Raw genomic sequence first — 20113 nt, 5'->3', positions numbered from 1 at the left:
GCCGTCGTCCCACACCTTCGAGCGCACTCCACGTTGACCGGCGGGTCTAGCGTGGAAGACGTGAGCCAGCACCCAGATGCCAGCACCCTCGGCCAGCTCCGCGAGAGCGGCCACCAGCTCAAGACGCTCCGCCAGGAGCTCCGTGACAACCTCCTCGCCCGGCTGGCGGCCGGCGAGGACCCGTGGCCCGGTCTCCACGGCTTCTCCGAGACCGTCGTCCCGCAGGTCGAGCGCGCCCTGATCGCGGGCCACGACATCGTGCTGCTCGGCGAGCGCGGCCAGGGCAAGACCCGCCTGCTGCGCTCGCTCGTCGGCCTCCTCGACGAGTGGACGCCCGTCATCTCCGGCTCCGAGCTCGGCGAGCACCCCTACGAGCCGATCACCGTCACCTCCCAGCAGGCCGCGGCCCAGCATGGCGACGACCTGCGCATCTCGTGGAAGCACCGCGACGAGCGGTACGCCGAGAAGCTGGCGACCCCGGACACGTCGGTCGCCGACCTGATCGGCGACGTCGACCCGATGAAGGTGGCCGAGGGCCGGCACCTCGGCGACCCCGAGACCATCCACTTCGGCCTGATCCCGCGCAGCCACCGGGGCATCGTGGCCATCAACGAGCTCCCCGACCTCGCCGAGCGGATCCAGGTCGCGATGCTCAACGTGATGGAGGAGCGCGACATCCAGATCCGCGGCTACATCCTGCGGCTGCCGCTGGACGTGCTGGTGGTGGCCAGCGCGAACCCCGAGGACTACACCAACCGCGGGCGCATCATCACCCCGCTCAAGGACCGCTTCGGCGCCGAGATCCGCACCCACTACCCGCGCGAGGTGGAGGAGGAGATCGCCGTCATCGAGCAGGAGGCCGACCTCGTCGCCGAGGTGCCGGCGTACCTCCTCGAGGTCCTCGCCCGCTTCACCCGCAACCTGCGCGAGTCGCAGTCGGTCGACCAGCGCTCGGGTGTCAGCGCGCGCTTCGCGATCGCAGGCGCCGAGACCATCGCCGCGGCCGCGCTGCACCGCGCGACCACGCAGGGCGAGGACGAGGCCGTGGCCCGTGTCGTCGACCTCGAGACCGCCGTCGACGTGCTCGGCGGCAAGATCGAGTTCGAGACCGGGGAGGAGGGCCGCGAGACCGAGATCCTCACCCACCTGCTGCGGACCGCGATCGCGGAGACGGTGCGCGCCCACCTGGCCGGCATCGACCTGCGCCTGCTCGTCGAGGCCATCGAGGAGGGTGCGATGGTGAGCACCGGTGCTCGCGTCGGCGCCCGCGACTTCCTCTCCGGGCTGCCCGTGCTCGGTGAGTCCGACCTCTACGACGCCGTCTGCGACCGACTCGGCGCCACCAACGACGGCGAGCGCGCCGCCGCCCTCGAGCTCGCCCTCGAGGGCCTCTACCTCGCTCGCAAGATCGGCAAGGACACCGACGCCGGGGAGACCGTGTATGGCTGACCCGGTGATCACGCTCCGGCGCGCCACCGTGGCGGACATCCCCGCCTTCCGCGCGCTGGGCGAGGCGGTCGTACCGGCGACCTACGGCCCGATCGACGCGGCGTACGCCCAGCGGATGCTCGACGAGTGGTGGGTGCCGGCGGTCTTCGAGCGATCGCTGGCGGTCAACACCCACCTCGTCGCCGAGGTCGACGGCGACGTCGTCGCGATGTCGAGCTTCGGGCGCCTGTCGGACTCGCACCGGGAGTTCCCGCACGTGACGGGGGACCGCGAGGTGATGTGGAAGCTCTACGTCCACCCCGACAGCCAGGGACTCGGCATCGGCAGCCGCCTGCTCGCGCAGGTCGAGTCGATGGTCGAGGGTGAGCACCTGTGGCTCGAGGTCGTCGACGGCAACGACCAGGCCTTCGACTTCTACCGCGGGAAGGGCTTCGACGAGGTTGAGCGCGTCACCGACCGCGAGTGGCCCGACGACGTCTGGCTGCGCAAGAGCCTCGGGAGGGTGCGATGAGCAGGTTCCGCAGGTACGACGGTGGTGACCCGCTCGCCGCGCCGGTCGACCTGTCCGAGGCGCTCGACGCGATCGGCCAGGACGTGATGGCCGGCTACTCCCCGGAGCGGGCGATGCGGGAGTTCCTGCGCCGCGGCGGCACCGACCAGGCCGGCCTCGACGAGCTCGCCCGTCGGGTCGCGGAGAAGCGGCGGGAGATCCTGCAGCGCAACAACCTCGACGGCACGATGCAGGAGGTCCGCGAGCTGCTCGACAAGGCCGTCCTCGCCGAGCGTGGCCAGCTCGCCCGCGACATCACGATGGACGACGGCGACCGGGCGTTCCGCGAGCTCATGCTCGACAACCTGCCGACCTCCACCCCGGCGGCGGTCTCCGAGCTCTCCGACTACGACTGGCAGTCCAGCGAGGGTCGCGAGGCGTACGAGCAGATCAAGGACCTCCTCGGCCGGGAGCTGCTCGACCAGCGCTTCGCCGGGATGAAGCAGGCGCTCGAGGGTGCGACCGACGAGGACCGGCAGGCCGTCTCCGAGATGCTGTCTGACCTCAACGACCTGCTCGAGAAGCACGCCGCCGGCGGGGTCACCGACGAGGAGTTCGGTGACTTCATGGACAAGCACGGCGACTACTTCGCCGACGAGGACGGGCGGGCCCCGCAGGACATGGACGAGCTGCTCGACTCGCTCGCCCAGCGGGCCGCGGCCGCGCAGCGGATGCTGAACTCGATGACGCCCGAGCAGCGCCAGGAGCTGATGGAGCTCTCGCAGCAGGCCTTCGGTTCCCCTCAGCTGATGGAGCAGCTGGCCCGGATGGACGCCAACCTCCAGGCGCTGCGACCCGGCGAGGACTGGTCGGGCTCGGAGGGCTTCGAGGGGGAGCAGGGCATGGGGCTCGGCGACGGCACCGGCGCCCTGCAGGACCTCGCGCAGCTCGACGCGCTGGCCGACCAGCTCGCCCAGTCCCACCACGGCGCCCGGATGGACGACGTCGACCTCGACGCGCTCGCCCAGCAGCTCGGCCCGGACGCGGCGGTGGCGGCCAAGACCCTCCAGGAGCTCGAGCGGGCGCTGCGCGACAGCGGCTACCTCAAGCGCGGGTCCGACGGCGAGCTGCGGCTCTCGCCCAAGGCCATGCGCCAGCTCGGCAAGGCGCTGCTGCGCGATGTGGCAAACCGGATGAGCGGTCGCGCCGGCGCCCGCGAGACGCGTACGACCGGGCTCGCCGGCGAGGCGACCGGCTCCAGCCGGCGCTGGGAGTTCGGCGACACCGAGCCCTGGGACGTGCCCCGCACGATCCAGAACGCCGTCCTGCGCGACGCGGGTCGTCCGGCCCGGCTGACCATGGAGGACATCGAGGTCACCGAGACCGAGGCCCGCACCCAGGCGGCGGTCGCGCTGCTCGTCGACACCTCGTTCTCGATGGCGATGGACGGTCGCTGGGTGCCGATGAAGCGCACCGCCCTGGCGCTGCACCAGCTCATCCGCTCGCGGTTCCGCGGCGACGCGCTCCAGCTCATCGCGTTCGGCCGCCACGCGCAGGTGATGGAGATCGAGGAGCTCACCGCGCTCGACGCCCGGTGGGACAAGGGCACCAACCTGCACCACGGGCTGCTGCTCGCCAACCGGTTCTTCCGCAAGCACCCCAACGCCCAGCCGGTGCTGCTCGTCGTCACCGACGGTGAGCCGACCTCGCACCTGGAGGCCGACGGCGAGGTGTGGTTCTCCTACCCGCCGCACCCGCTGACGATCGCCCACTCGGTGCGCGAGCTCGACGCGGCGGCGAGGCTCGGCGCGCAGGTGACCTTCTTCCGGCTGGGGGAGGACCCGGGGCTCGCACGCTTCATCGACTCGATGGCGCGCCGGGTGGACGGACGGATGGTCAGCCCGGAGCTCGACGACCTCGGTGCCGCGGTGGTCGGGTCGTACCTCGGCTCGCGGGGCCCGGCCTCGTCCTACCGGGAGCACTTCGGGGACTGGTACGGCGGGCGCGGTTTCTGGGTGTGAGGGGTCTCCCGGCTGCTGCTCCACCATGGGATGTCGACGAGCTCGCACTTCCCCGCGTCAACTGACCGGGGGATGTGCCGGTCGGGCGACATCCCATGGTGGAGCGTCAGCGGCCGCCCGCGGCCTCCAACATCCGCATGAGCTCGGCGCCCATGTGCTCGATGACGGCGTCGAGCGCCTTCCTGGGCCGCACCATCACGGTGAAGTCGAGGATCCGCCCGGCTGAGTCCCACGTGATCATGTCGATGCCCGAGACCTCGAGGCCGGCGACCTCGGTGCGGAACTGCAGCACCGCGGAGTCGTCCCCGAGCCACTCCCGCTCGTAGGTCAGGTGCGGTCCGAGCACCGTGAACGCAGCCGTCAGGTAGCCGACGACGGTGTCGCGGCCCACCTGCGGGGCGTGCACCGCGGGGCTGCGGAAGACGGCGTCCTCGGCGATGAGCGCGGGCAGCCCGGCGGGGTCGCGGCTCTCGACGACGGCGTGCCAGCGGGCGAGGGCGGCGGCGGCATCCATGGGTGTCATCGTGCCATCCGGGCACCTGGGCCGGGCAGGGTCCACCCATGCACCCCCCGCCGGGGTAGTCCAGTGAGAAGTGGCTGTCGACCGGGCCACGGGACAGCCAGAACTCACTGGACTACCCCCGCGGGGCCGCGGAACAGCGGGACGCGAACCCGGAGGGGGCGGCTGCGCTCAGGCCTCGGCGAAGCCGGGCAGCGACTCCTCGAGGATCTCGCGGAAGGGCGCCGTCGCGTTGAGCTGGCTCAGCAGGCCGATGGCGCCGATCCAGGTACGGTGGATGAGCAGGTACGACGTCGGCAGGTTGAGCTTCATCGCGAGCGTGAACGCCTCCGACCGGGGGTCGTTGACCCGCTCGAACTGCTCGCGCATCCACTCCCGGGTGAATGTGAAGCGCTCCTGCGCGGCGGGCTCGACGAACGGGGCGAGGTAGTCCATGACCTGCTGCGGGTCGACCTGGATGCGCTCCTTGATGAACCCCTCCGCGCGCAGCCCGGCGACCAGCGACTCGTCGTCGTTGTCGAGCGCGATCCGCATCAGGCGACCGGTCGCGGGCGGCATCGTGCCGCCCTCCAGCCGGGCCACGGCGCCGAAGTCGAGCACGCCGAGCCGGCCGAGCCCGCCGTCGGGCGCGGGCAGGACGCGGAAGTTCCCCGGGTGCGGGTCGGCGTGCAGCATCCCGGTGCGGCGCGGTCCCTCGAAGAGGAAGCGGACGAAGAGCTCGCCGTAGTGGTCGCGCTCCTCGGTGGTGCCCTCGCGGATCAGGTGGGCGAGCGAGTGCGGCGAGTCCATCCACTCGGACACGAGGACCTGCTCGCCGACGGCGACGACCTCGGGCACGAAGATGTCGGGGTCGCCGGCGAACGCCTCGGCGTACGCCGCCTGCGCCTCGGCCTCGAGGGCGTAGTCGAGCTCGTCCGCCGCACGGGCCTGGAGCTCGGCCACGAGGGGCTTGATGTCGAGGCCGGGGAAGACGGGCGCCACGCTGCGCGCGAGCCGCGCGATCTGGCGCAGGTCGCCGAGCAGGGCGTCGCCGGCACCGGGGTACTGGACCTTGACCGCGACCTCGCGCTCCTCGCCGGTGGCCTCGTCTAGCCAGCGCCCGCGGTGCACCTGGCCGATGGACGCGGCCGCGGTGGGGGCGCCGTCGAGCCAGACCAGCCGCTGCTTCCAGTCCGGGCCGAGGTGGGCGGTGAGCTGCTGGCGCACGGTCGAGGTCGGCATCGGGGGAGCGGCGTCCTGCAGCGCGGTGAGGTGCTCGCGGTAGGGCGCGGCCACGTCCTCGGGCAACGCCGCCTCGAGCACGCTGAGCGCCTGCCCGAACTTCATCGCCCCGCCCTTGAGCTCGCCGAGCGTGCGGAACAGCTGCTCGGCCGTGCGCTGCTGGACATCGGTCAGCACCGCCTCCGCGGGCTTGCCGCCGAGACGCTTGCCCAGGCCGAGGGCCTGGCGTCCGGCGTACCCCAGCGGGAGGGCCGCGAGGCGTGCGGTGCGCGCAGCAGCCTTGCGCGGGAGCTCGGTCATGCCTCCATTGTCCCCGCCCACGCAATCCGGTTGCCACACCTCTACGAACACGGCGTGACAACCGGGGCGTGACCTCTGCACCGGACGTTCGTTGAGGGGTGCGACGACCGACCCCCTCGGGAGGACCAGTGAAGCTCAAGCCCCTGCTCGCCTGCGCGGCGAGCGTCCTCGCTGCCTCGGCCACGTTCGCCGCCGCGGGCGACCCCGCCTCCGCCGGGTCGGCGCAGCCGTCGGCACAGCCGGCCAACCTGTCGGACTTCCTCGCCGGCCAGCTCGCGAGCCTGACCGGCACGACGTCGGTGATGGTCCACGGCTCCTCGATCGCCGCGGCCCGCCAGGCGGTGGCGGCCACCGGCATGAGGAAGACCGGCGAGTTCACGGGCATCGGCGTGGTGATCGCCCAGGCGTCGAGGAGCCAGGTCCAGGCCGTACGCTCCGCGCCCGGCGTGACCTACGTCGAGGGCGGTGCGCAGCCGATCGACTTCCTCGCCGACGACCTGGCCGAGACCTCCAACACCGCGACCCGCGGGGCCGAGGCGGCCGCGAACCTCGTCGGCGCCGACGGCACGCCGCTGACCGGCAAGGGCGTCAGCGTCGCGGTCATCGACTCGGGCGTCGACCCGACCCACCCCTACTTCCGGGAGGCCGACGGCTCCAGCGCCGTGGTCGCCAACCTCAAGGCCGTCTGCGCTCCGGTCGGCGAGCTCTGCACGGTGCAGCGCCTGCCCCGGGTCGTGGACACCGACACGCTCTCCGTCGGCGGCCACGGCACCCACGTGAGCGGCATCGTGGCCGGCCGACCGACCACGCTGACCGAGGGCGGACGGCTCCAGGGCGCGGCGCCTGCCGCCAAGCTGGTGTCGATCTCGACCGGTGCCGCCCTCGTGATCCTCGGCGCCGACTCGGCCCTCAACTGGGTCCTCGAGAACCACGAGGCGCCCTGCGGCGCCGGTGTGCCCGCCTCGACCTGCCCGCCGATCAAGGTCACCAACAACTCCTACGGCCCCTCGGGCGGCGGTGAGCTCGACCCCGAGTCGGCCACGGTGAAGCTGCAGCGTGCCCTCGCGGCCGAGGGTGTCGTGACGGTCTGGGCCGCCGGCAACGACGGTGGCGACGGCTCCACCAGCCTGACGAACCCGCCCGGCCAGGACCCGACCGGCGGCATCGTGTCGGTGGCGTCCTACTACGACCAGGACACCGGCACCCGCGACGGCGTGGTCTCGGAGTTCAGCTCGCGCGGCCTGTCCACCGACGCCGCGACCTGGCCCGACGTCTCGGCGCCCGGCGAGAGCATCACGTCGTCGTGCCGGCTCTACCTGGCGATCTGCGCCACCGGGCTCGACTTCCGCAACGGACCCGGGGTGCTCGACCTCGGCACGTTCAACACCATCAGCGGCACGTCGATGGCCGCCCCGCACGTCGCGGGCATCGTCGCGCAGCTCTTCCAGGCCGACCCCACCGCGACCCCCGCCGACATCGAGCGGGCGCTGAAGGTCTCGGCCCACAAGTTCACCGACGGAGCGGCGTACGTGTCCGGTCCGCTCGGGACCACCTCGTACGACAAGGGCCACGGCCTGGTCGACGTGGTGGGCGCAGTCGCAGCCCTGGGGTGACCTCCACCTCTTCACGGTCACCTCAGGGCTGATCCAGACCCTCCAGGGGAGGGCCACCGCGCAACAGGGGTGCGGTGGTGCACGACGGGCGGGAGTTCCAGGGACTCCCGCCCGTCTCTGGTTCCATGGGGTCATGGAGATCGAGTTCGCCGCCGAGCTGGTCGAGTGGCGCGGTCCTGCGCCCTTCGTCTTCGCCCGGCTCCCGCTCGACGCGGCCGACCTCGTCGACGAGGTGAAGGCCGACGTCGTCTACTGGGGGGTCGTCCCGGTGCGCGCCTGGATCGGGGGCAGCGAGTTCACGACGTCGATGTTCCCGCGTGAGGACACGTGGTTCCTGCCGCTCAAGGTGGCGGTACGCCGCGCGGAGGGTCTCGACGTGGGTGACGTCGTGGACGTACGCCTCCACGTCGGCCGCGACGCCTGAGCGGTCAGGCGAGGGCGGGGGCGGTCCGGGCGCGTCGGGCCGTGAGGTAGAGGCTCAGCACGACGTAGTAGGCGACGTAGAGCACCGAGAGGACCAGCCACACCGTCCCGGGGTCGGGAAGCTGCGTCAGCAGCACGGCGTAGCTGAGCAGCCACAGGCACGTCAGGACGAGCGTGGTCGTCCGGAGCGTGGTGGTGCGCGAGGGGTAGACGTAGCCGATCGGGACGAAGACCAGCACGGCGCACACCAGGAGCACGCCGGTGACCGCCACGGGCTGCAGGTCGAGCACCACGACGTAGAAGGCCGTGATGTTCCAGTAGCTCGGGAAGCCGAGGAACAGGTGGTCCTCGGTCTTCGCGTCGACCCGGCAGAACTGGTAGGCCGAGGCGATGAGCGGGACCACCGCGAGCACGGTCGCCGAGGTGCCCTCGCCGAGGTAGCCCGCGCTCCACAGCAGCACCATGGGCAGGAACGCGTAGGTGATGTAGTCCACGATGTTGTCGAGCAGCGCCCCGTCGAACCACGGGACGTGCCGCTTGACCTGGACCCAGCGCGCGAGCATCCCGTCCGTCCCGTCGACCAGCATCGCGAGGAGGAACAGCCACAGGCCACGGACGGTGTCGCCCTCCATCACGGCGACGACCATGAGGAAGGCCAGGACCAGCCCGGACGCCGTGTAGGCGTGCACGAGCCAGGACGCCAGGGTCGGCGGGTGGAGCGCTCGTCCGAGCACGGGACTCCCTCGATCGCTACGGAACAGTCGGCGCCCGGATCATGTCAGATGAGGCAGTCCGGGGTCGGATGCAACCTCCCACCACGCGGACGCGTCTCCCTGGTGCACCCCACTTCCGGGGCCGACCACGAGAAACGGACTGCACCCATGCGTACGACCATCCTGAGCGCCGCGACCCTGTCGATCGCGGCTCTCGTCCTGGCCCAGCTCGCGCCCGCGAACGCCGACAGCATCGGCGTCTCCGACCCGAAGGACCTCCGCCACGGGGTGGACCTGCGGTCGGTGCAGGTCGAGCACAGGGCCCGCAACGTCGTGGTGACCACCACGCACACCGACCTGGTCGAGTCGTTCCGTTCCGGCTCGTCCGGGGCGGTCTACCTCGACACCGACCCGACCGACGACGGACCCGAGTTCGTCCTGCTCGGCGGCTTCTTCGTCGGGACCGACTACACCCTGGTCAGCACCGACGGCTTCGCCCGCTCGGACGTGGGCGAGCCCGTCGAGGGGTCCTACCGGATGACCGTCGACTACGACCGCGAGCAGGTGCGGATGCGGATCTCCCGCAAGGCCCTCGGCGACCCGGACGAGGTCCGGGTCGCCGTGCGCGTCGCGGGCACCAAGCCCAACGGCAAGGACACCAGGGCCGACTGGCTCGGCGCCCCGCGCAGCTTCACCGACTGGGTCGCCGCCTCCTGAGCCCGGGCTACTTGATGACGCGCACCTCTTGCGGCCACCCGCAGCCCTCGGCGACCTTCGCGGCCCACTCGCGGGCCTCCTGGATCGTCTCGACCTCGATGATGGTGATGCCGCCGAGGTACTCCGTCACCTCGGTGTAGGGCCCGTCGGTCACCACCATCTCGCCGCTCGTGCCGTCGGCGCTGAACGCCTCCGCCATGTCCTCGACGAGGCCGCCGGCGAAGACCAGCACGCCCGCCTCCTCCATCTCGCGGACCACGGCCCTCGACGGCTCGACACGTGTGGCGTACCACTCCTCGGGGTGGTCCCCGACCCACTGCTGCATGAAGTAGATGGCGTACCTGGTCATGTCACTCCTCCGCTGCGGGCCGCCCGGTGCAGCCCGTCACCACTGTGACGGACGAGCGGGGCCGGGATCGACAGGCGCCACCGGGGTCGCGCGCAGGCTCAGCGGACCTCGACAAGATCGCCGATGCCGACTCGACCGGTCGTGTCCGGGATCAGGTTGACGGCGAACAGGACCTTCCGGTCGACCAGCCGGTGCCTGGCCAGGGTCCGCAGCGGCTCCTTGCCCGTCTCGAGCGTGCCGGGATCGAGCGTCGTCATCACGCACCTGGCGTTCAGCTTCGCAGCGCGGAGCCGGACCTCACCGATGAGCACCGTGCTCCAGCCGTCCTCGGCGAAGGGTTCGTCGCCGTCCACGACGAGGTTGGGCCGGAAGCGGTCCATCGAGAGGGGCTCCGGCGGGTCCTCACCGCGCTCGGCCGCGCCCTCGGCGATCCAGTCGTTCAGCCGGCGCAGCGAGGCGAGCGAGGCGATCGTGACCGGGTAGCCGTCGGCGAACGCGGTGTGGTCGCCCGGCGCCGAGAACGCAGGGTCCAGAGAACGCCGCATGGGCTCCTCGCACCGGACCAGCCGGACGTCGTCGCGACCCAGCACCGTGCGGACCCACGCGTCGGCCTCCGTGCCGGCGAGGACGCCGTCGACCAGCTGGCCGAACACCCGGGTGCCGACCCGGTCGCCGCTCGGCTCGTCGAGCAGCAGGTCCGGCATCGTTGCCGCGCGGAGCCTGAGCCCGCGCTTCAGCGAGGGATCGGTGGCGGCCGTGTCCGCGGTGATCCGGAACAGCGCATGGGTCCTGCGCGCGGTGACCATGGTGCCCTCGCCGTCGACCACCATCCAGGTGCGGTCGCCCTCCAGGCCGCCGAGCAGCACCCGCGCACTGTCCACCGGCCGGGCCGCCGTGCTCTTGACGGGGTAGACGGACACCCCGGTCACCCGCACGGGGTCAGCTCTCGGGGAACGCGACTCCGGTGTTGGCGTGGCACCTGTAGCCGAACGGGTTCTTGGCGAGGTACTGCTGGTGCGCGTCCTCGGCGTAGAAGTACGGCGTCTCCGAGGCCGGGCGGACCTCGGTGGTGATCTCGCCGAGGCCGCGGCGGGCGAGCTCGTCGCCGTAGACCTTGGTCAGCTCGCGCGCCGTCTGCTCCTGCTCGGGCGTGGTCCAGTAGATCGCGGAGCGGTACTGGGTGCCCACGTCGTTGCCCTGGCGCATCCCCTGGGTCGGGTCGTGGATCTCGAAGAACTTCTTGACCAGGTCGGCGTAGGACACCACGGACGGGTCGAAGACCACGCGCACGGCCTCGGTGTGGCCGGTCTGCCCGCTGCAGACCTCCTCGTAGGTGGGGTTCGGCGTGCTGCCTCCGGCGTACCCGACTGACGTCGACCACACGCCGGGGACCTGCCAGTAGATCTCCTCCGCGCCCCAGAAGCAGCCCAGGCCCAGGATCGCGACCTCGTGGCCGGCGGGGACCTCGTCGGTGACGACGGGGGTCTTGAGGACGACGTGCTCGCCGAGGCTCCACATCGCGCGGTCGCGCCCGGGGAGGGCCTGGTCGGGGGTGGGGATGGTGGAGGGCTTGCCGAAACCGAACATGCCTCCATTGTCGCGCGCCGCGCAAGGGCGCCTACGTAGGACTACGCGGTCTAGACGCCGTACTCCCACCGATGTGCGCGTGGTCGAGGAGTAGCAGGGTCACCCACGCGAGCCCACCTCGGGGCCGTCAGGGGAAAGGAAGAGCACCATGTCTGCACGTCGATCGGCCCGAAAGCTCGTCGTGGCCGTACTTCTCGGGGTCCTCGTGGGGGGCGGCCTGATGGCTGTCACCCCCGCCGGTGCCGAGGTGAGCCAGGCCGCGGCCACCCGCTGGAAGAAGGTCTGGAAGAAGAGCCTCAAGCCGCTGGCCGTCAAGACCTTCTACACCAAGGAACAGAGCGACGCGGCCTACCAGCCGAAGGGCTCGTACGCGACCGCCGGTTCCGCCTACACCAAGGCGGAGACCTACTCGAAGGCCGAGGTCGACGCGAAGCTCGCGCCGTTCGCCAACTCCGTGGCTGCCTTCGCGAGCGGCGACCAGGACCTCCCCCTCGAGACAGCCGCGGTGGTGCGGTCCGTGAGTCTCGTCGCGCCGGCCAACGGCACGGTCGTCGTGTCGTCCAGCGCCTACATCCAGGCGCAGGCGGCCGGATCTGCGATCGCGCGGTGCTCGCTGACGACGGGGACCACCTTGGACTTCGCGTTCCTGCAGTACTCCAACATGCCCGACGCCGCCTCCTCGGAGAGCGAGGTCATCTCGGGGACCCGTGCCTTCGCCGCGACCAAGGGCAACCTCGTCACCGTGAACCTCGTGTGCGACGAGTTCGCCGGCACGGTCGCCGTCGGTGACAGCGCACTGACCGCGATCTTCGCGCCGAGCTGAGCAGGCTCGGCCTCCACGGACGGCCGCCGCGCCCCATACGCGGCGGCCGTTCCGCTGTCCGGGCCGAGCGGCACGGGGTCTACGCTCGCGGGGTGACCCAGGAACGCGCCAACAAGGCCGGGTTCGAGACGCGTGCGATCCACGCCGGCTACGAGCCCGACGCGATGACGGGGGCGGTCAACCCGCCCATCTACGCCAGCAGCACCTACAAGCAGGACGGTGTCGGCGGGCTCCGCGGCGGCTACGAGTACAGCCGCTCCGGCAACCCCACGCGTACGGCCCTGGAGGGCGCGCTGGCCGCGGTCGAGGACGGCGAGCGGGGCTTCGCGTTCGCCTCCGGACTCGCCGCCGAGGACGCGATCATCCGGGCGCTGACCCGTCCGGGCGACCACGTCGTCATCCCCGACGACGCCTACGGCGGGACGTTCCGCCTCTTCGACAAGGTCGCGAAGGTGTGGGGCACCGACCACAGCCCGGCGCCGGTCGCCGACGTCGACGCGGTCGCCGCAGCCGTCCAGCCCGGGCGCACCAGGCTCGTGTGGGTCGAGACGCCCACCAACCCGATGCTGACGATCGGTGACATCGAGGCGCTCGCCACCGTCGCGCACGACGCCGGCGCGCTGCTCGTCGTCGACAACACCTTCGCCTCGCCCTACCTCCAGCAGCCCCTCACCCTCGGTGCGGACGTCGTGGTGCACTCGACGACGAAGTACGTCGGCGGGCACAGCGACGTCGTCGGGGGAGCGGTCGTGGTGCGTGACCTCGGGCTCGCGGACAGCATCGGCTTCCACCAGAACGCCATGGGCGCGGTGGCCGGGCCGTTCGACGCCTTCCTCACCCACCGCGGCCTCAAGACGCTCGGCGTCCGGATGGACCGCCACTGCGACAACGCCGAGCGCGTGGTCGAGTTCCTCGACGGCGACCCGCGCGTCACCGAGGTCATCTACCCCGGTCTCGCCGCGCACCCCGGGCACGAGGTCGCCGCCCGCCAGATGAAGCGCTTCGGCGGCATGATCTCCTTCCGCGTCGCCGGCGGGGAGCAGCAGGCCCTCGAGGTCTGCGACCGCGCGGAGGTCTTCACCCTCGCCGAGTCGCTGGGCGGCATCGAGTCCCTCATCGAGCACCCGGGCCGGATGACGCACGCCAGCGTCGCCGGCACCGACCTCGAGGTCCCGGCCGATCTGATCCGGCTCAGCGTCGGCATCGAGAGCGTCGACGACCTCGTCGCCGACCTCGACCGGGCCCTGGGCTGAGGCGTTCCGACCCGTGGTCGCGCCGCAGCACACCGACATCCGCTTCTCGCTCGCCAACGAGCGCACCTTCCTGGCCTACGAGCGCACCGCCGTCGGCCTGGTCGCCGCGGCGCTGGCCGTGTTCCACCTGCTCGAGCCGTCCTGGCCGCAGAAGCTCCTCGGCCTGCTCCTCGTCGCCTCCGCGCTGATCGCGGCGGGCGGGGGATGGCTGCGCTACCGCCAGGCCGAGCGGGCGATCCGCGAGGGCCGCGACCTGCCCGCCGGCACCACGGTGCACCTGATGGCCGCGGCGGTGCTGGTCGTGATCATCGCGGCCGGCATCTCGGTGGTGGTGTGAGCGCCCCGCGGGCGGTGTGCGTCGACTTCGGCTCGACGTTCACCAAGGCCGCGCTCGTCGACCTCGCGACCGGGGACCTCCTCGCCACCGCCAGCCACCCGACCACCCTCCCGGACGCGGCGGGGCATGGCGACGTCCTCGACGGGTACGACGCGTGCGTGGCCGCACTCGTGGAGCAGGACCCCCGCGCCGGCGATGCCGACGTGCTGGCCTGCTCCAGCGCCGGCGGCGGCCTGCGGATCGCGGTCGTCGGCAACGAGGAGCTGGTCACCGCGGAGGCCGGACGGCGCGTCGCGCTCTCCAGCGGGGGCAAGGTCGTGCTCGTGCTGTCCGGGGGGCTCGACGCGGATCGACTCGCCGCCCTCCGCGCCGCGGAGCCCGACGTGGTCCTCCTCGTCGGCGGCACCGACGGCGGCAACGCCGAGGTGCTCGAGGGGGACGCGGCCTTCCTCGCCGCGGTCCCGTGGCCGGGCCCGGTCGTGGTCGCCGGCAACGTCGAGTCGCAACCCGTCGTCGCCGGGTTGCTGGCGGCGTCGGGTACCCCGCACGTGCTCGCCGACAACGTCGTGCCGCGCATCGGCGTCCTGGCTCCCGACAGCGCCCGGCGCGCCATCCGCGAGATCTTCCTCAGCCACGTCATCGGCGGCAAGCACCTCAGCAGCCGTACGGACTCGCGCGGGCGCAGCTTCACCGACATGGTGCGGGGGGCCACGCCCGACGTCGTGCTCACCGGGGTCGAGCTGCTGGCCCGCGGGGCGGACGACGAGCACCCGGGCGCGGGCGACGTCGTCGTCGTCGACGTCGGCGGCGCCACCACCGACGTGCACAGCGTCGTCGAGCTCGATCCCGAGGACAGCGGCCTGGCCCGCGAGGTCGTCGCCACGACGCCCGTCACCCGGACCGTCGAGGGCGACCTCGGCATGCGCTGGTCGGCGGTCTCGACCGTCGAGGCCGCCGGTCGTGCCGACCTGGCCGACGCCGCCGCGCGCCGCCGTGCTCGGCCCGACCTCCTGCCCGACGACGCGCCGGACCCGGCCGCGGAGCGCGAGGCCGACCTGGAGATCGCGGCCGCGGCGGTGCGGATCGCGCTCGAGCGGCACGCCGGGCGCAGCAAGGTCGTGGTCAGCCCGGAGGGCCGGGTCGTCGAGCGCAGCGGCAAGGACCTGCGGGAGGTGGACCTGCTCGTCGGGTCCGGCGGCGTGCTGCGCCACAACGGCCCCGACGCCGTACGCCGGGTGCTGGCTCCGTCCACCGGCGACGCGTTCGAGGGTGGGTGGCAGCTCCCACGCGACCCGGCCGTGGTCGTGGACCGCGACTACGTCCTGGCGGCGGCGGGCCTGCTGGCCGAGGAGCACCCCGTCACGGCGCACCGGCTGGTGCGGCACCTCGCCGACCGGAGACGGTGAGTAGCGTGACCGACGTGAGCGAGCAGCGCGCGACCCCGCCCGACGAGTCCGACGACGAGACGGGCCGGCGGCGCCTCTTCCAGGCCCTGGCCCGCAGCGAGGACGACCGCCTGACCGAGCGGTTCGTGGCCCAGTGGGCCCAGCTGCGCGCGGAGCGCCGCGCCGAGCAACCGGCCTTCACGACCGGGCCGTCCAACTTCAGCCGGGCCCAGGTGCCGTGGGGCCTCGACCTCGCCGCCGCGTGGGGGTGGCGGCTCATCGTGATCGCCGTGACCGGCTACGGGATCCTGTGGCTGCTCGGCTACTTCTCGGTGATCACCTTCCCGCTCGCCATCGCGCTGCTGATCGCCGCGCTGTGCACCCCGATGGTCAACGCCCTGCGCCGCACCGGGCTGCCGCGCGGCCCGTCGACGGGCATCGTCATGGTCCTCGGCATCGGCACCGTCGCCCTGCTGCTCACCTTCGTCGGCCAGCAGGTCGCCCAGGGCGCGAGCGATCTCGCGGACTCCGTGGTCGAGGGCCTCCAGCAGATCCGGGAGTGGGTGCGCACCGGGCCGCTGGACATCTCCGACTCGCAGCTCGACGGCTACATCACGGAGATCCAGGGTGCCGTCACCGACAGCACCCAGACCGGGGGAGTCGTCACCCGGGTCACCGAGGTCGGCACCGCGGTCGGCCATGTCGTCGCGGGCTTCTTCATCGTCCTGTTCTCGACCTACTTCTTCCTCTCCGACGGCGAGCGGATCTGGTCGTGGCTGGTCCGGATCGCACCCCGCGCCGCGCGTGAGCGCGTCGACGCCTCCGGCCGCGTGGCCTGGCGCTCGCTCACCCAGTTCGTCCGCGCGACGGTCCTGGTCGCGCTGGCCGACGCCATCGGCATCATGGTCGTGGCGTGGTTCCTCGACGTGCCCTTCATCGTCGCGATCGGCGTGCTTGTCTTCCTCGGTGCGTTCGTGCCGATGATCGGCGCCACCGTCGCGGGCTCCGTGGCGATCCTCGTCGCCCTCGTCGACCAGGGCCCCGTGACCGCGCTGCTGATGTTCGCGGGCGTGATCCTCGTGCAGCAGATCGAGGGCCACATCCTGCAGCCGTTCCTGATGGGGCGCTTCGTCTCGCTGCACCCCCTCGGCGTGATCGTGGCCATCGGCTGCGGCGTGCTCGTCGCCGGCGTCGCCGGCGCGCTCGTGGCGGTGCCCCTGGCCGCCGCCGCCAACGCGGTCGCCCAGCACCTCGCGTCCTACACCGAGATCGGCGAGGAGGAGCACGACGAGGCCCTCGAGGAGGACATCGCGCCTCCACCCAACGAGGCCGACGAGATCCCCGAGGACGACAGCCCGCTCGCCGGGCCGGACGCGCCCGACGACGAGGCGAAGGAGCGCTCGTGAGCGACGCGGTGACGCTGGCCGACGTCGTGGCCGCCCGCGAGGCGCTGGGCGACGTGGTCGTGACCACGCCCATGGAGGAGTCGCGCTGGCTGTCCGCCCTCGTGGGCGGGCCGGTCCTGCTCAAGTGCGAGAACCTCCAGCGCACCGGGTCCTTCAAGGCCCGCGGCGCCTACGTCCGGATCTCACGGCTCTCCGAGGACGAGCGCGCGCACGGTGTGGTCGCGGCCTCCGCCGGCAACCACGCCCAGGGCGTCGCGCTGGCCGCCTCGACCCTCGGCATCAGGTCGACGGTCTTCATGCCGGAGGGGGCACCGATCCCCAAGGAGAAGGCGACCCGCGGCTACGGCGCGGACGTGGTGTTCCACGGTCGCTACCTCGAGGACTCCCTCGTCGAGGCGCGGGCGTTCGCCGAGCGGACCGGCGCGGTGCTGATCCATCCCTTCGACCACGTCGACATCGTCGCCGGCCAGGGGACGCTCGGCCTCGAGGTCCTCGAGCAGGCCCCGGACGTACGCACCGTGCTGGTGCCGACGGGCGGCGGGGGACTGCTGGCCGGGGTGGCGATCGCGGTCAAGGCGCTGCGTCCCGACGTACGCGTCGTGGGCGTGCAGGCCGAGGGCGCCGCGGCCTACCCGGGGTCGCTCGCCGCCGGTGCCCCGGTGCCCCTGGAGTCGATGAGCACGATGGCCGACGGCATCGCGGTGGGCCGGCCGGGTGACATCACCTTCGCCGCCGTCCGCGACCACGTGGACGAGATCGTCACGGTCTCCGAGGAGTCGCTCTCTCGCGCGCTGCTGGCGCTCGTCGAGCGTGCCAAGCAGGTCGTCGAGCCGGCCGGCGCCGCCGCAGTCGCCGCGATGCTCGACCACCCGACCGGCTTCGACACGCCGGCCGTCGCGGTCCTGTCCGGCGGCAACATCGACCCCCTGCTGCTCAGCAAGGTGATCCGCCACGGCCTGGCCGCCGCCGGTCGCTACCTCTACCTCCGCGTCAACATCCCCGACACCCCGGGCGGGCTCGCCTCCCTCCTCACCGAGGTCGGCGAGGAGGGGGCCAACGTCCTCGAGGTCGCGCACGAGCGGATCTCGCCGTCGCTCACCCTCAACGAGGTCGAGGTCCGCATCCAGCTGGAGACCCGCGGCGAGGCGCACGCCGAGCACCTGATGGCGCGCCTGCGCGAGCGCGGCTACCGGGTGAGCGACCGGGGCTGAGCCTCCGGCTGCGGCCGGGGTCCGTCCGATGACCGAGCAGCGGTGAGTGAGCCACGTTCTGGCTGCTCGGAACGTGGCTCACGCACCGCTCAGCCCGCGACACGCCCGGACACGCCGACGGGCGGTGCCCCAGCCACGATCCGAGTGCTCGGAACGTGGGTGACGCACCGCCCGTCGGCGGGTGAGGACGCTCAGGCCTTATACGGCTCCGCGTCGACGACCGTGACGCTCAGCTCCTTGCCGTTGGGCGCGGTGTAGGTGACCGTGTCGCCCTTGGACTTGCCGTTGATCGCGGCGCCCATCGCGGACTCCGGGGAGTAGACGTCGAGGGTGTCGCCGTCGCTGAGGTTCTCGCGGGCACCGAGGAGGAACTTCTCCTCGTCGCCGTCACCGAAGTCGACGGTCACGACCATGCCGGGCTCCACGACGCCGTCGTCGGGCGGCGTCTCGCCGACCTCGGCACGCCGGAGCATGTCCTCGAGCTGGCGGATCCGGGCCTCCTGCTTGCCCTGGTCGTCCTTGGCCGCGTGGTAGCCGCTGTTCTCCTTGAGGTCGCCCTCGTCGCGCGCGGCCGCGATCTTCTCGATGATCTCCTGGCGCTTGGGGCCCTTGAGGTCGTCGAGCTCGGCCCGCAGTTTGTCGTAGGCCTCCTGGGTCAGCCAGAGGGTGCCCTGGTCGGTCATGTCACTACTCCTGCTTCACGTGCGGGATGCGCGATGTGCTGGGGGTGTGCCTCAGCGCAACCGCATCTGGTCGGTGGTGCTTGTCTTCCGTCCGATCGGTCTCAGCGCGGCAGCAGACGTGGGCCAGCGCTGCCGGACGGGCAGACCGACAGGCTAGCAAGCCGGTGCGGAAAGTGCAGGTCGATGACCCACCGCGGGGTGGGTACGCCCTCAGCGCGGGCGGGGCTGGCCGGGCGCGGTGCAGCCCAGCTTCTCGACGGACGTCGCGCGGCGCTCGGTGCGGATGACGACGTCGTTGGCGCCGTCGACGGGGGTGAAGACCACCTCGCCGACCGTGTTCTTGTCCTCGGCCAGCGCCCGGACCCGGCAGCGGGCGTCGACGCCGTCGTCGCTGAGGCGTACGTCGACCCGTGCGGTGACCTCGTGGTCGCCGGTGACCTCGAAGGAGACCACCTCCGAGCGCGCCTCGGGCGTGCCGTGGAACCACGCAGTCCACGCCAGCCAGGTGAGCCCGACCACGGCGAGGACGGCGACCAGGGCGATCGTCATCGGCCGCCGCCAGGGGGCGGGCGCGCCGTAGCGGTCGGCGAGGCTCTGCGCGGAGCCTGACGAGGGGTCGGTGGTCACGCACAGCACTCTAAGAGGGGGCTCCTAGACTGCGGACCATGCCCCAGCCCCCCGTCGACCGGCCCGGAGAGACCTCCGGGGACACGCCCGGAGACAAGCCCCGTGCCGGCTACCGGCTCATGCACGTCCACGCCCACCCCGACGACGAGTCGAGCAAGGGCGCGGCGTCGACGGCGAAGTACGTCGCCGAGGGCGTGGACGTCCACGTCGTCACCTGCACCGGCGGCGAGCGCGGGTCGGTGCTCAACCCCAAGATGGACCGCCCCGAGGTCTGGGAGAACATCACCGAGATCCGCCGTGAGGAGATGCACCGCGCCCGCGACATCCTCGGCATCCGTCAGGACTGGCTCGGCTTCGTCGACTCCGGCTGGCCCGAGGGCGACCCCAAGCCGCCGCTCCCGGAGGGCTGCTTCGCCCTGGTGCCGCTCGAGGAGTCGGCCGAGCGCCTGGTCCGGTTGATCCGCGAGTTCCGCCCGCACGTCGTGACGACGTACGACGAGCGCGGGGGCTACCCGCACCCCGACCACATCCGCTGCCACGAGGTCACCGTCGCCGCGTACGCCGCTGCCGGCGACCCGACGATGTACCCCGACGCGGGGGAGCCGTGGCAGCCGATGAAGCTCTACTACCACCACGGCTGGAGCTGGGCGAAGACCAACGCCCTGCACGAGGCGATGCTCGCCCACGGCCTCGAGTCGCCCTACACCGAGCGCCTCGAGAAGTGGGAGCGCGAGCCCGACTGGGACGACCGGATCACCACCAGGGTCCCGTGCGGGGACTACTTCGGCGTCCGCGACCAGGCGCTGCTGGCGCACGCGACCCAGATCGACCCCGACGGCATGTGGTTCGCGATCCCGCGCGAGATCCAGCAGAGGACGTGGCCCACCGAGGACTACGAGCTCGTGGAGTCCACCGTGGAGTCCGAGCGGCCCGAGGACGACCTCTTCGCGGGCATCCCGACGCCCGCGCCCTGAGCGGGAGGTGG

At 72.3% G+C, this 20113-nt stretch carries 21 protein-coding genes; 13 read left to right on the top strand and 8 right to left on the bottom strand.

Annotated features, from left to right (window positions below; genetic code table 11):
• Window positions 1-60: 60 nt before the first annotated feature.
• From F4692_RS02920 to F4692_RS02910, 3 genes are read left to right on the top strand one after another with little or no spacing between them, the layout of a single operon-like run.
• A complete protein-coding gene (locus tag F4692_RS02920; RefSeq protein ID WP_179618123.1) occupies window positions 61-1449 on the top strand; it encodes a P-loop NTPase family protein in 1389 nt (462 codons plus the stop codon).
• Complete coding sequence (locus F4692_RS02915; protein ID WP_179618122.1) at window positions 1442-1960, top strand: GNAT family N-acetyltransferase; 519 nt, start codon at window positions 1442-1444, stop codon at window positions 1958-1960. Before F4692_RS02920 ends, F4692_RS02915 begins: the two co-directional genes overlap by 8 nt.
• Complete coding sequence (locus tag F4692_RS02910) at window positions 1957-3960, top strand: VWA domain-containing protein (protein ID WP_179618121.1); 2004 nt, start codon at window positions 1957-1959, stop codon at window positions 3958-3960. The genes F4692_RS02915 and F4692_RS02910 overlap by 4 nt, the downstream gene beginning before the upstream one ends.
• Window positions 3961-4066: 106 nt before the next feature.
• Here F4692_RS02910 and F4692_RS02905 read toward each other — a convergent pair whose 3' ends face one another.
• Window positions 4067-4474 carry a nuclear transport factor 2 family protein gene (locus tag F4692_RS02905; protein WP_179618120.1) on the bottom strand — a complete coding sequence of 136 codons (408 nt, stop codon included), beginning with the start codon at window positions 4472-4474 and terminating at the stop codon, window positions 4067-4069.
• A 177-nt stretch (window positions 4475-4651) separates the two neighbouring features.
• Window positions 4652-6001, bottom strand: coding sequence for an ABC1 kinase family protein (locus F4692_RS02900; RefSeq protein ID WP_179618119.1), 1350 nt, complete (start codon window positions 5999-6001; stop codon window positions 4652-4654).
• A gap of 128 nt (window positions 6002-6129) precedes the next feature.
• Here F4692_RS02900 and F4692_RS02895 point away from each other — a divergent pair, with 128 nt between their 5' ends.
• Window positions 6130-7614: a S8 family serine peptidase gene (locus F4692_RS02895; RefSeq protein WP_308645136.1), complete on the top strand. Its 1485-nt coding sequence runs from the start codon at window positions 6130-6132 to the stop codon at window positions 7612-7614.
• A 133-nt stretch (window positions 7615-7747) separates the two neighbouring features.
• Entirely contained in the window at window positions 7748-8038 is a 291-nt protein-coding gene (locus F4692_RS02890) for a DUF1905 domain-containing protein (RefSeq protein ID WP_179618118.1), read from the top strand.
• A gap of 4 nt (window positions 8039-8042) precedes the next feature.
• Here the strand turns inward: F4692_RS02890 and F4692_RS02885 are convergent, their stop codons facing one another.
• Window positions 8043-8771, bottom strand: coding sequence for a CDP-alcohol phosphatidyltransferase family protein (locus F4692_RS02885; protein WP_308645135.1), 729 nt, complete (start codon window positions 8769-8771; stop codon window positions 8043-8045).
• A gap of 147 nt (window positions 8772-8918) precedes the next feature.
• Here F4692_RS02885 and F4692_RS02880 point away from each other — a divergent pair, with 147 nt between their 5' ends.
• A complete protein-coding gene (locus F4692_RS02880) occupies window positions 8919-9467 on the top strand; it encodes a hypothetical protein (protein ID WP_179618117.1) in 549 nt (182 codons plus the stop codon).
• 7 nt (window positions 9468-9474) lie between these two features.
• Here the strand turns inward: F4692_RS02880 and F4692_RS02875 are convergent, their stop codons facing one another.
• The 3 genes from F4692_RS02875 to msrA form a co-directional block, all read right to left on the bottom strand.
• Window positions 9475-9816 carry a YciI family protein gene (locus tag F4692_RS02875; RefSeq protein ID WP_179618116.1) on the bottom strand — a complete coding sequence of 114 codons (342 nt, stop codon included), beginning with the start codon at window positions 9814-9816 and terminating at the stop codon, window positions 9475-9477.
• Between the two features lie 98 nt (window positions 9817-9914).
• The gene (locus F4692_RS21710; protein WP_179618115.1) at window positions 9915-10736 is read right to left on the bottom strand and encodes an MOSC domain-containing protein; all 822 of its coding nucleotides are present in this window, start codon (window positions 10734-10736) and stop codon (window positions 9915-9917) included.
• Window positions 10737-10755: 19 nt separating this feature from the next.
• Entirely contained in the window at window positions 10756-11403 is a 648-nt protein-coding gene (gene msrA, locus F4692_RS02865; RefSeq protein WP_179618114.1) for a peptide-methionine (S)-S-oxide reductase MsrA, read from the bottom strand.
• Between the two features lie 220 nt (window positions 11404-11623).
• On the opposite strand from msrA, the gene F4692_RS02860 reads away from it, so the two are divergent.
• The 6 genes from F4692_RS02860 (at window position 11624) to ilvA (ending at window position 17818) form a co-directional block, all read left to right on the top strand.
• On the top strand, window positions 11624-12226 hold the full coding sequence (locus tag F4692_RS02860) for a hypothetical protein (RefSeq protein WP_179618113.1): 603 nt from the start codon (window positions 11624-11626) through the stop codon (window positions 12224-12226).
• A 92-nt stretch (window positions 12227-12318) separates the two neighbouring features.
• Entirely contained in the window at window positions 12319-13479 is a 1161-nt protein-coding gene (locus F4692_RS02855; protein ID WP_179618112.1) for a cystathionine gamma-synthase, read from the top strand.
• Between the two features lie 13 nt (window positions 13480-13492).
• Window positions 13493-13816, top strand: a complete 324-nt coding sequence (locus tag F4692_RS21705) for a YidH family protein (protein ID WP_308645134.1) — start codon at window positions 13493-13495, stop codon at window positions 13814-13816.
• A complete protein-coding gene (locus F4692_RS02850) occupies window positions 13813-15222 on the top strand; it encodes a glutamate mutase L (RefSeq protein ID WP_218858356.1) in 1410 nt (469 codons plus the stop codon). The genes F4692_RS21705 and F4692_RS02850 overlap by 4 nt, the downstream gene beginning before the upstream one ends.
• A gap of 14 nt (window positions 15223-15236) precedes the next feature.
• On the top strand, window positions 15237-16607 hold the full coding sequence (locus F4692_RS02845) for an AI-2E family transporter (RefSeq protein WP_308645133.1): 1371 nt from the start codon (window positions 15237-15239) through the stop codon (window positions 16605-16607).
• Entirely contained in the window at window positions 16604-17818 is a 1215-nt protein-coding gene (gene ilvA / locus F4692_RS02840; RefSeq protein WP_179618109.1) for a threonine ammonia-lyase, read from the top strand. Before F4692_RS02845 ends, ilvA begins: the two co-directional genes overlap by 4 nt.
• A 191-nt stretch (window positions 17819-18009) precedes the next feature.
• Here ilvA and greA read toward each other — a convergent pair whose 3' ends face one another.
• Together greA and F4692_RS02830 are read right to left on the bottom strand one after the other, a co-directional pair.
• The gene (gene greA / locus F4692_RS02835) at window positions 18010-18501 is read right to left on the bottom strand and encodes a transcription elongation factor GreA (protein ID WP_179618108.1); all 492 of its coding nucleotides are present in this window, start codon (window positions 18499-18501) and stop codon (window positions 18010-18012) included.
• Between the two features lie 210 nt (window positions 18502-18711).
• Entirely contained in the window at window positions 18712-19128 is a 417-nt protein-coding gene (locus F4692_RS02830) for a DUF4307 domain-containing protein (RefSeq protein ID WP_179618107.1), read from the bottom strand.
• A 119-nt stretch (window positions 19129-19247) separates the two neighbouring features.
• Here F4692_RS02830 and mca point away from each other — a divergent pair, with 119 nt between their 5' ends.
• On the top strand, window positions 19248-20102 hold the full coding sequence (gene mca / locus F4692_RS02825) for a mycothiol conjugate amidase Mca (protein ID WP_257029606.1): 855 nt from the start codon (window positions 19248-19250) through the stop codon (window positions 20100-20102).
• Window positions 20103-20113 lie beyond the last annotated feature (11 nt).

It is taken from the genome of Nocardioides cavernae (assembly GCF_013410035.1).
In the GTDB taxonomy this organism is placed as follows: Bacteria; Actinomycetota; Actinomycetes; order Propionibacteriales; family Nocardioidaceae; genus Nocardioides; species Nocardioides cavernae_A.
Note: the sequence above shows the minus strand (reverse complement) of the source record. Positions and strands in the feature narration are given on the sequence as shown.

What these genes read in the sequence shown, in the direction of transcription:
- F4692_RS02910 (WP_179618121.1), top strand. Translation starts at nt 1,957, where the DNA reads ATGAGCAGGTTCCGCAGGTACGACGGTGGTGACCCGCTCGCCGCGCCG.
- F4692_RS02915 (WP_179618122.1), top strand. Translation starts at nt 1,442, where the DNA reads ATGGCTGACCCGGTGATCACGCTCCGGCGCGCCACCGTGGCGGACATC.
- greA (WP_179618108.1), bottom strand. Translation starts at nt 18,501, where the DNA reads ATGACCGACCAGGGCACCCTCTGGCTGACCCAGGAGGCCTACGACAAA.
- F4692_RS02875 (WP_179618116.1), bottom strand. Translation starts at nt 9,816, where the DNA reads ATGACCAGGTACGCCATCTACTTCATGCAGCAGTGGGTCGGGGACCAC.
- F4692_RS02905 (WP_179618120.1), bottom strand. Translation starts at nt 4,474, where the DNA reads ATGGATGCCGCCGCCGCCCTCGCCCGCTGGCACGCCGTCGTCGAGAGC.
- F4692_RS02890 (WP_179618118.1), top strand. Translation starts at nt 7,748, where the DNA reads ATGGAGATCGAGTTCGCCGCCGAGCTGGTCGAGTGGCGCGGTCCTGCG.
- F4692_RS02860 (WP_179618113.1), top strand. Translation starts at nt 11,624, where the DNA reads ATGGCTGTCACCCCCGCCGGTGCCGAGGTGAGCCAGGCCGCGGCCACC.
- mca (WP_257029606.1), top strand. Translation starts at nt 19,248, where the DNA reads ATGCACGTCCACGCCCACCCCGACGACGAGTCGAGCAAGGGCGCGGCG.
- F4692_RS02900 (WP_179618119.1), bottom strand. Translation starts at nt 6,001, where the DNA reads ATGACCGAGCTCCCGCGCAAGGCTGCTGCGCGCACCGCACGCCTCGCG.
- msrA (WP_179618114.1), bottom strand. Translation starts at nt 11,403, where the DNA reads ATGTTCGGTTTCGGCAAGCCCTCCACCATCCCCACCCCCGACCAGGCC.
- F4692_RS02880 (WP_179618117.1), top strand. Translation starts at nt 8,919, where the DNA reads ATGCGTACGACCATCCTGAGCGCCGCGACCCTGTCGATCGCGGCTCTC.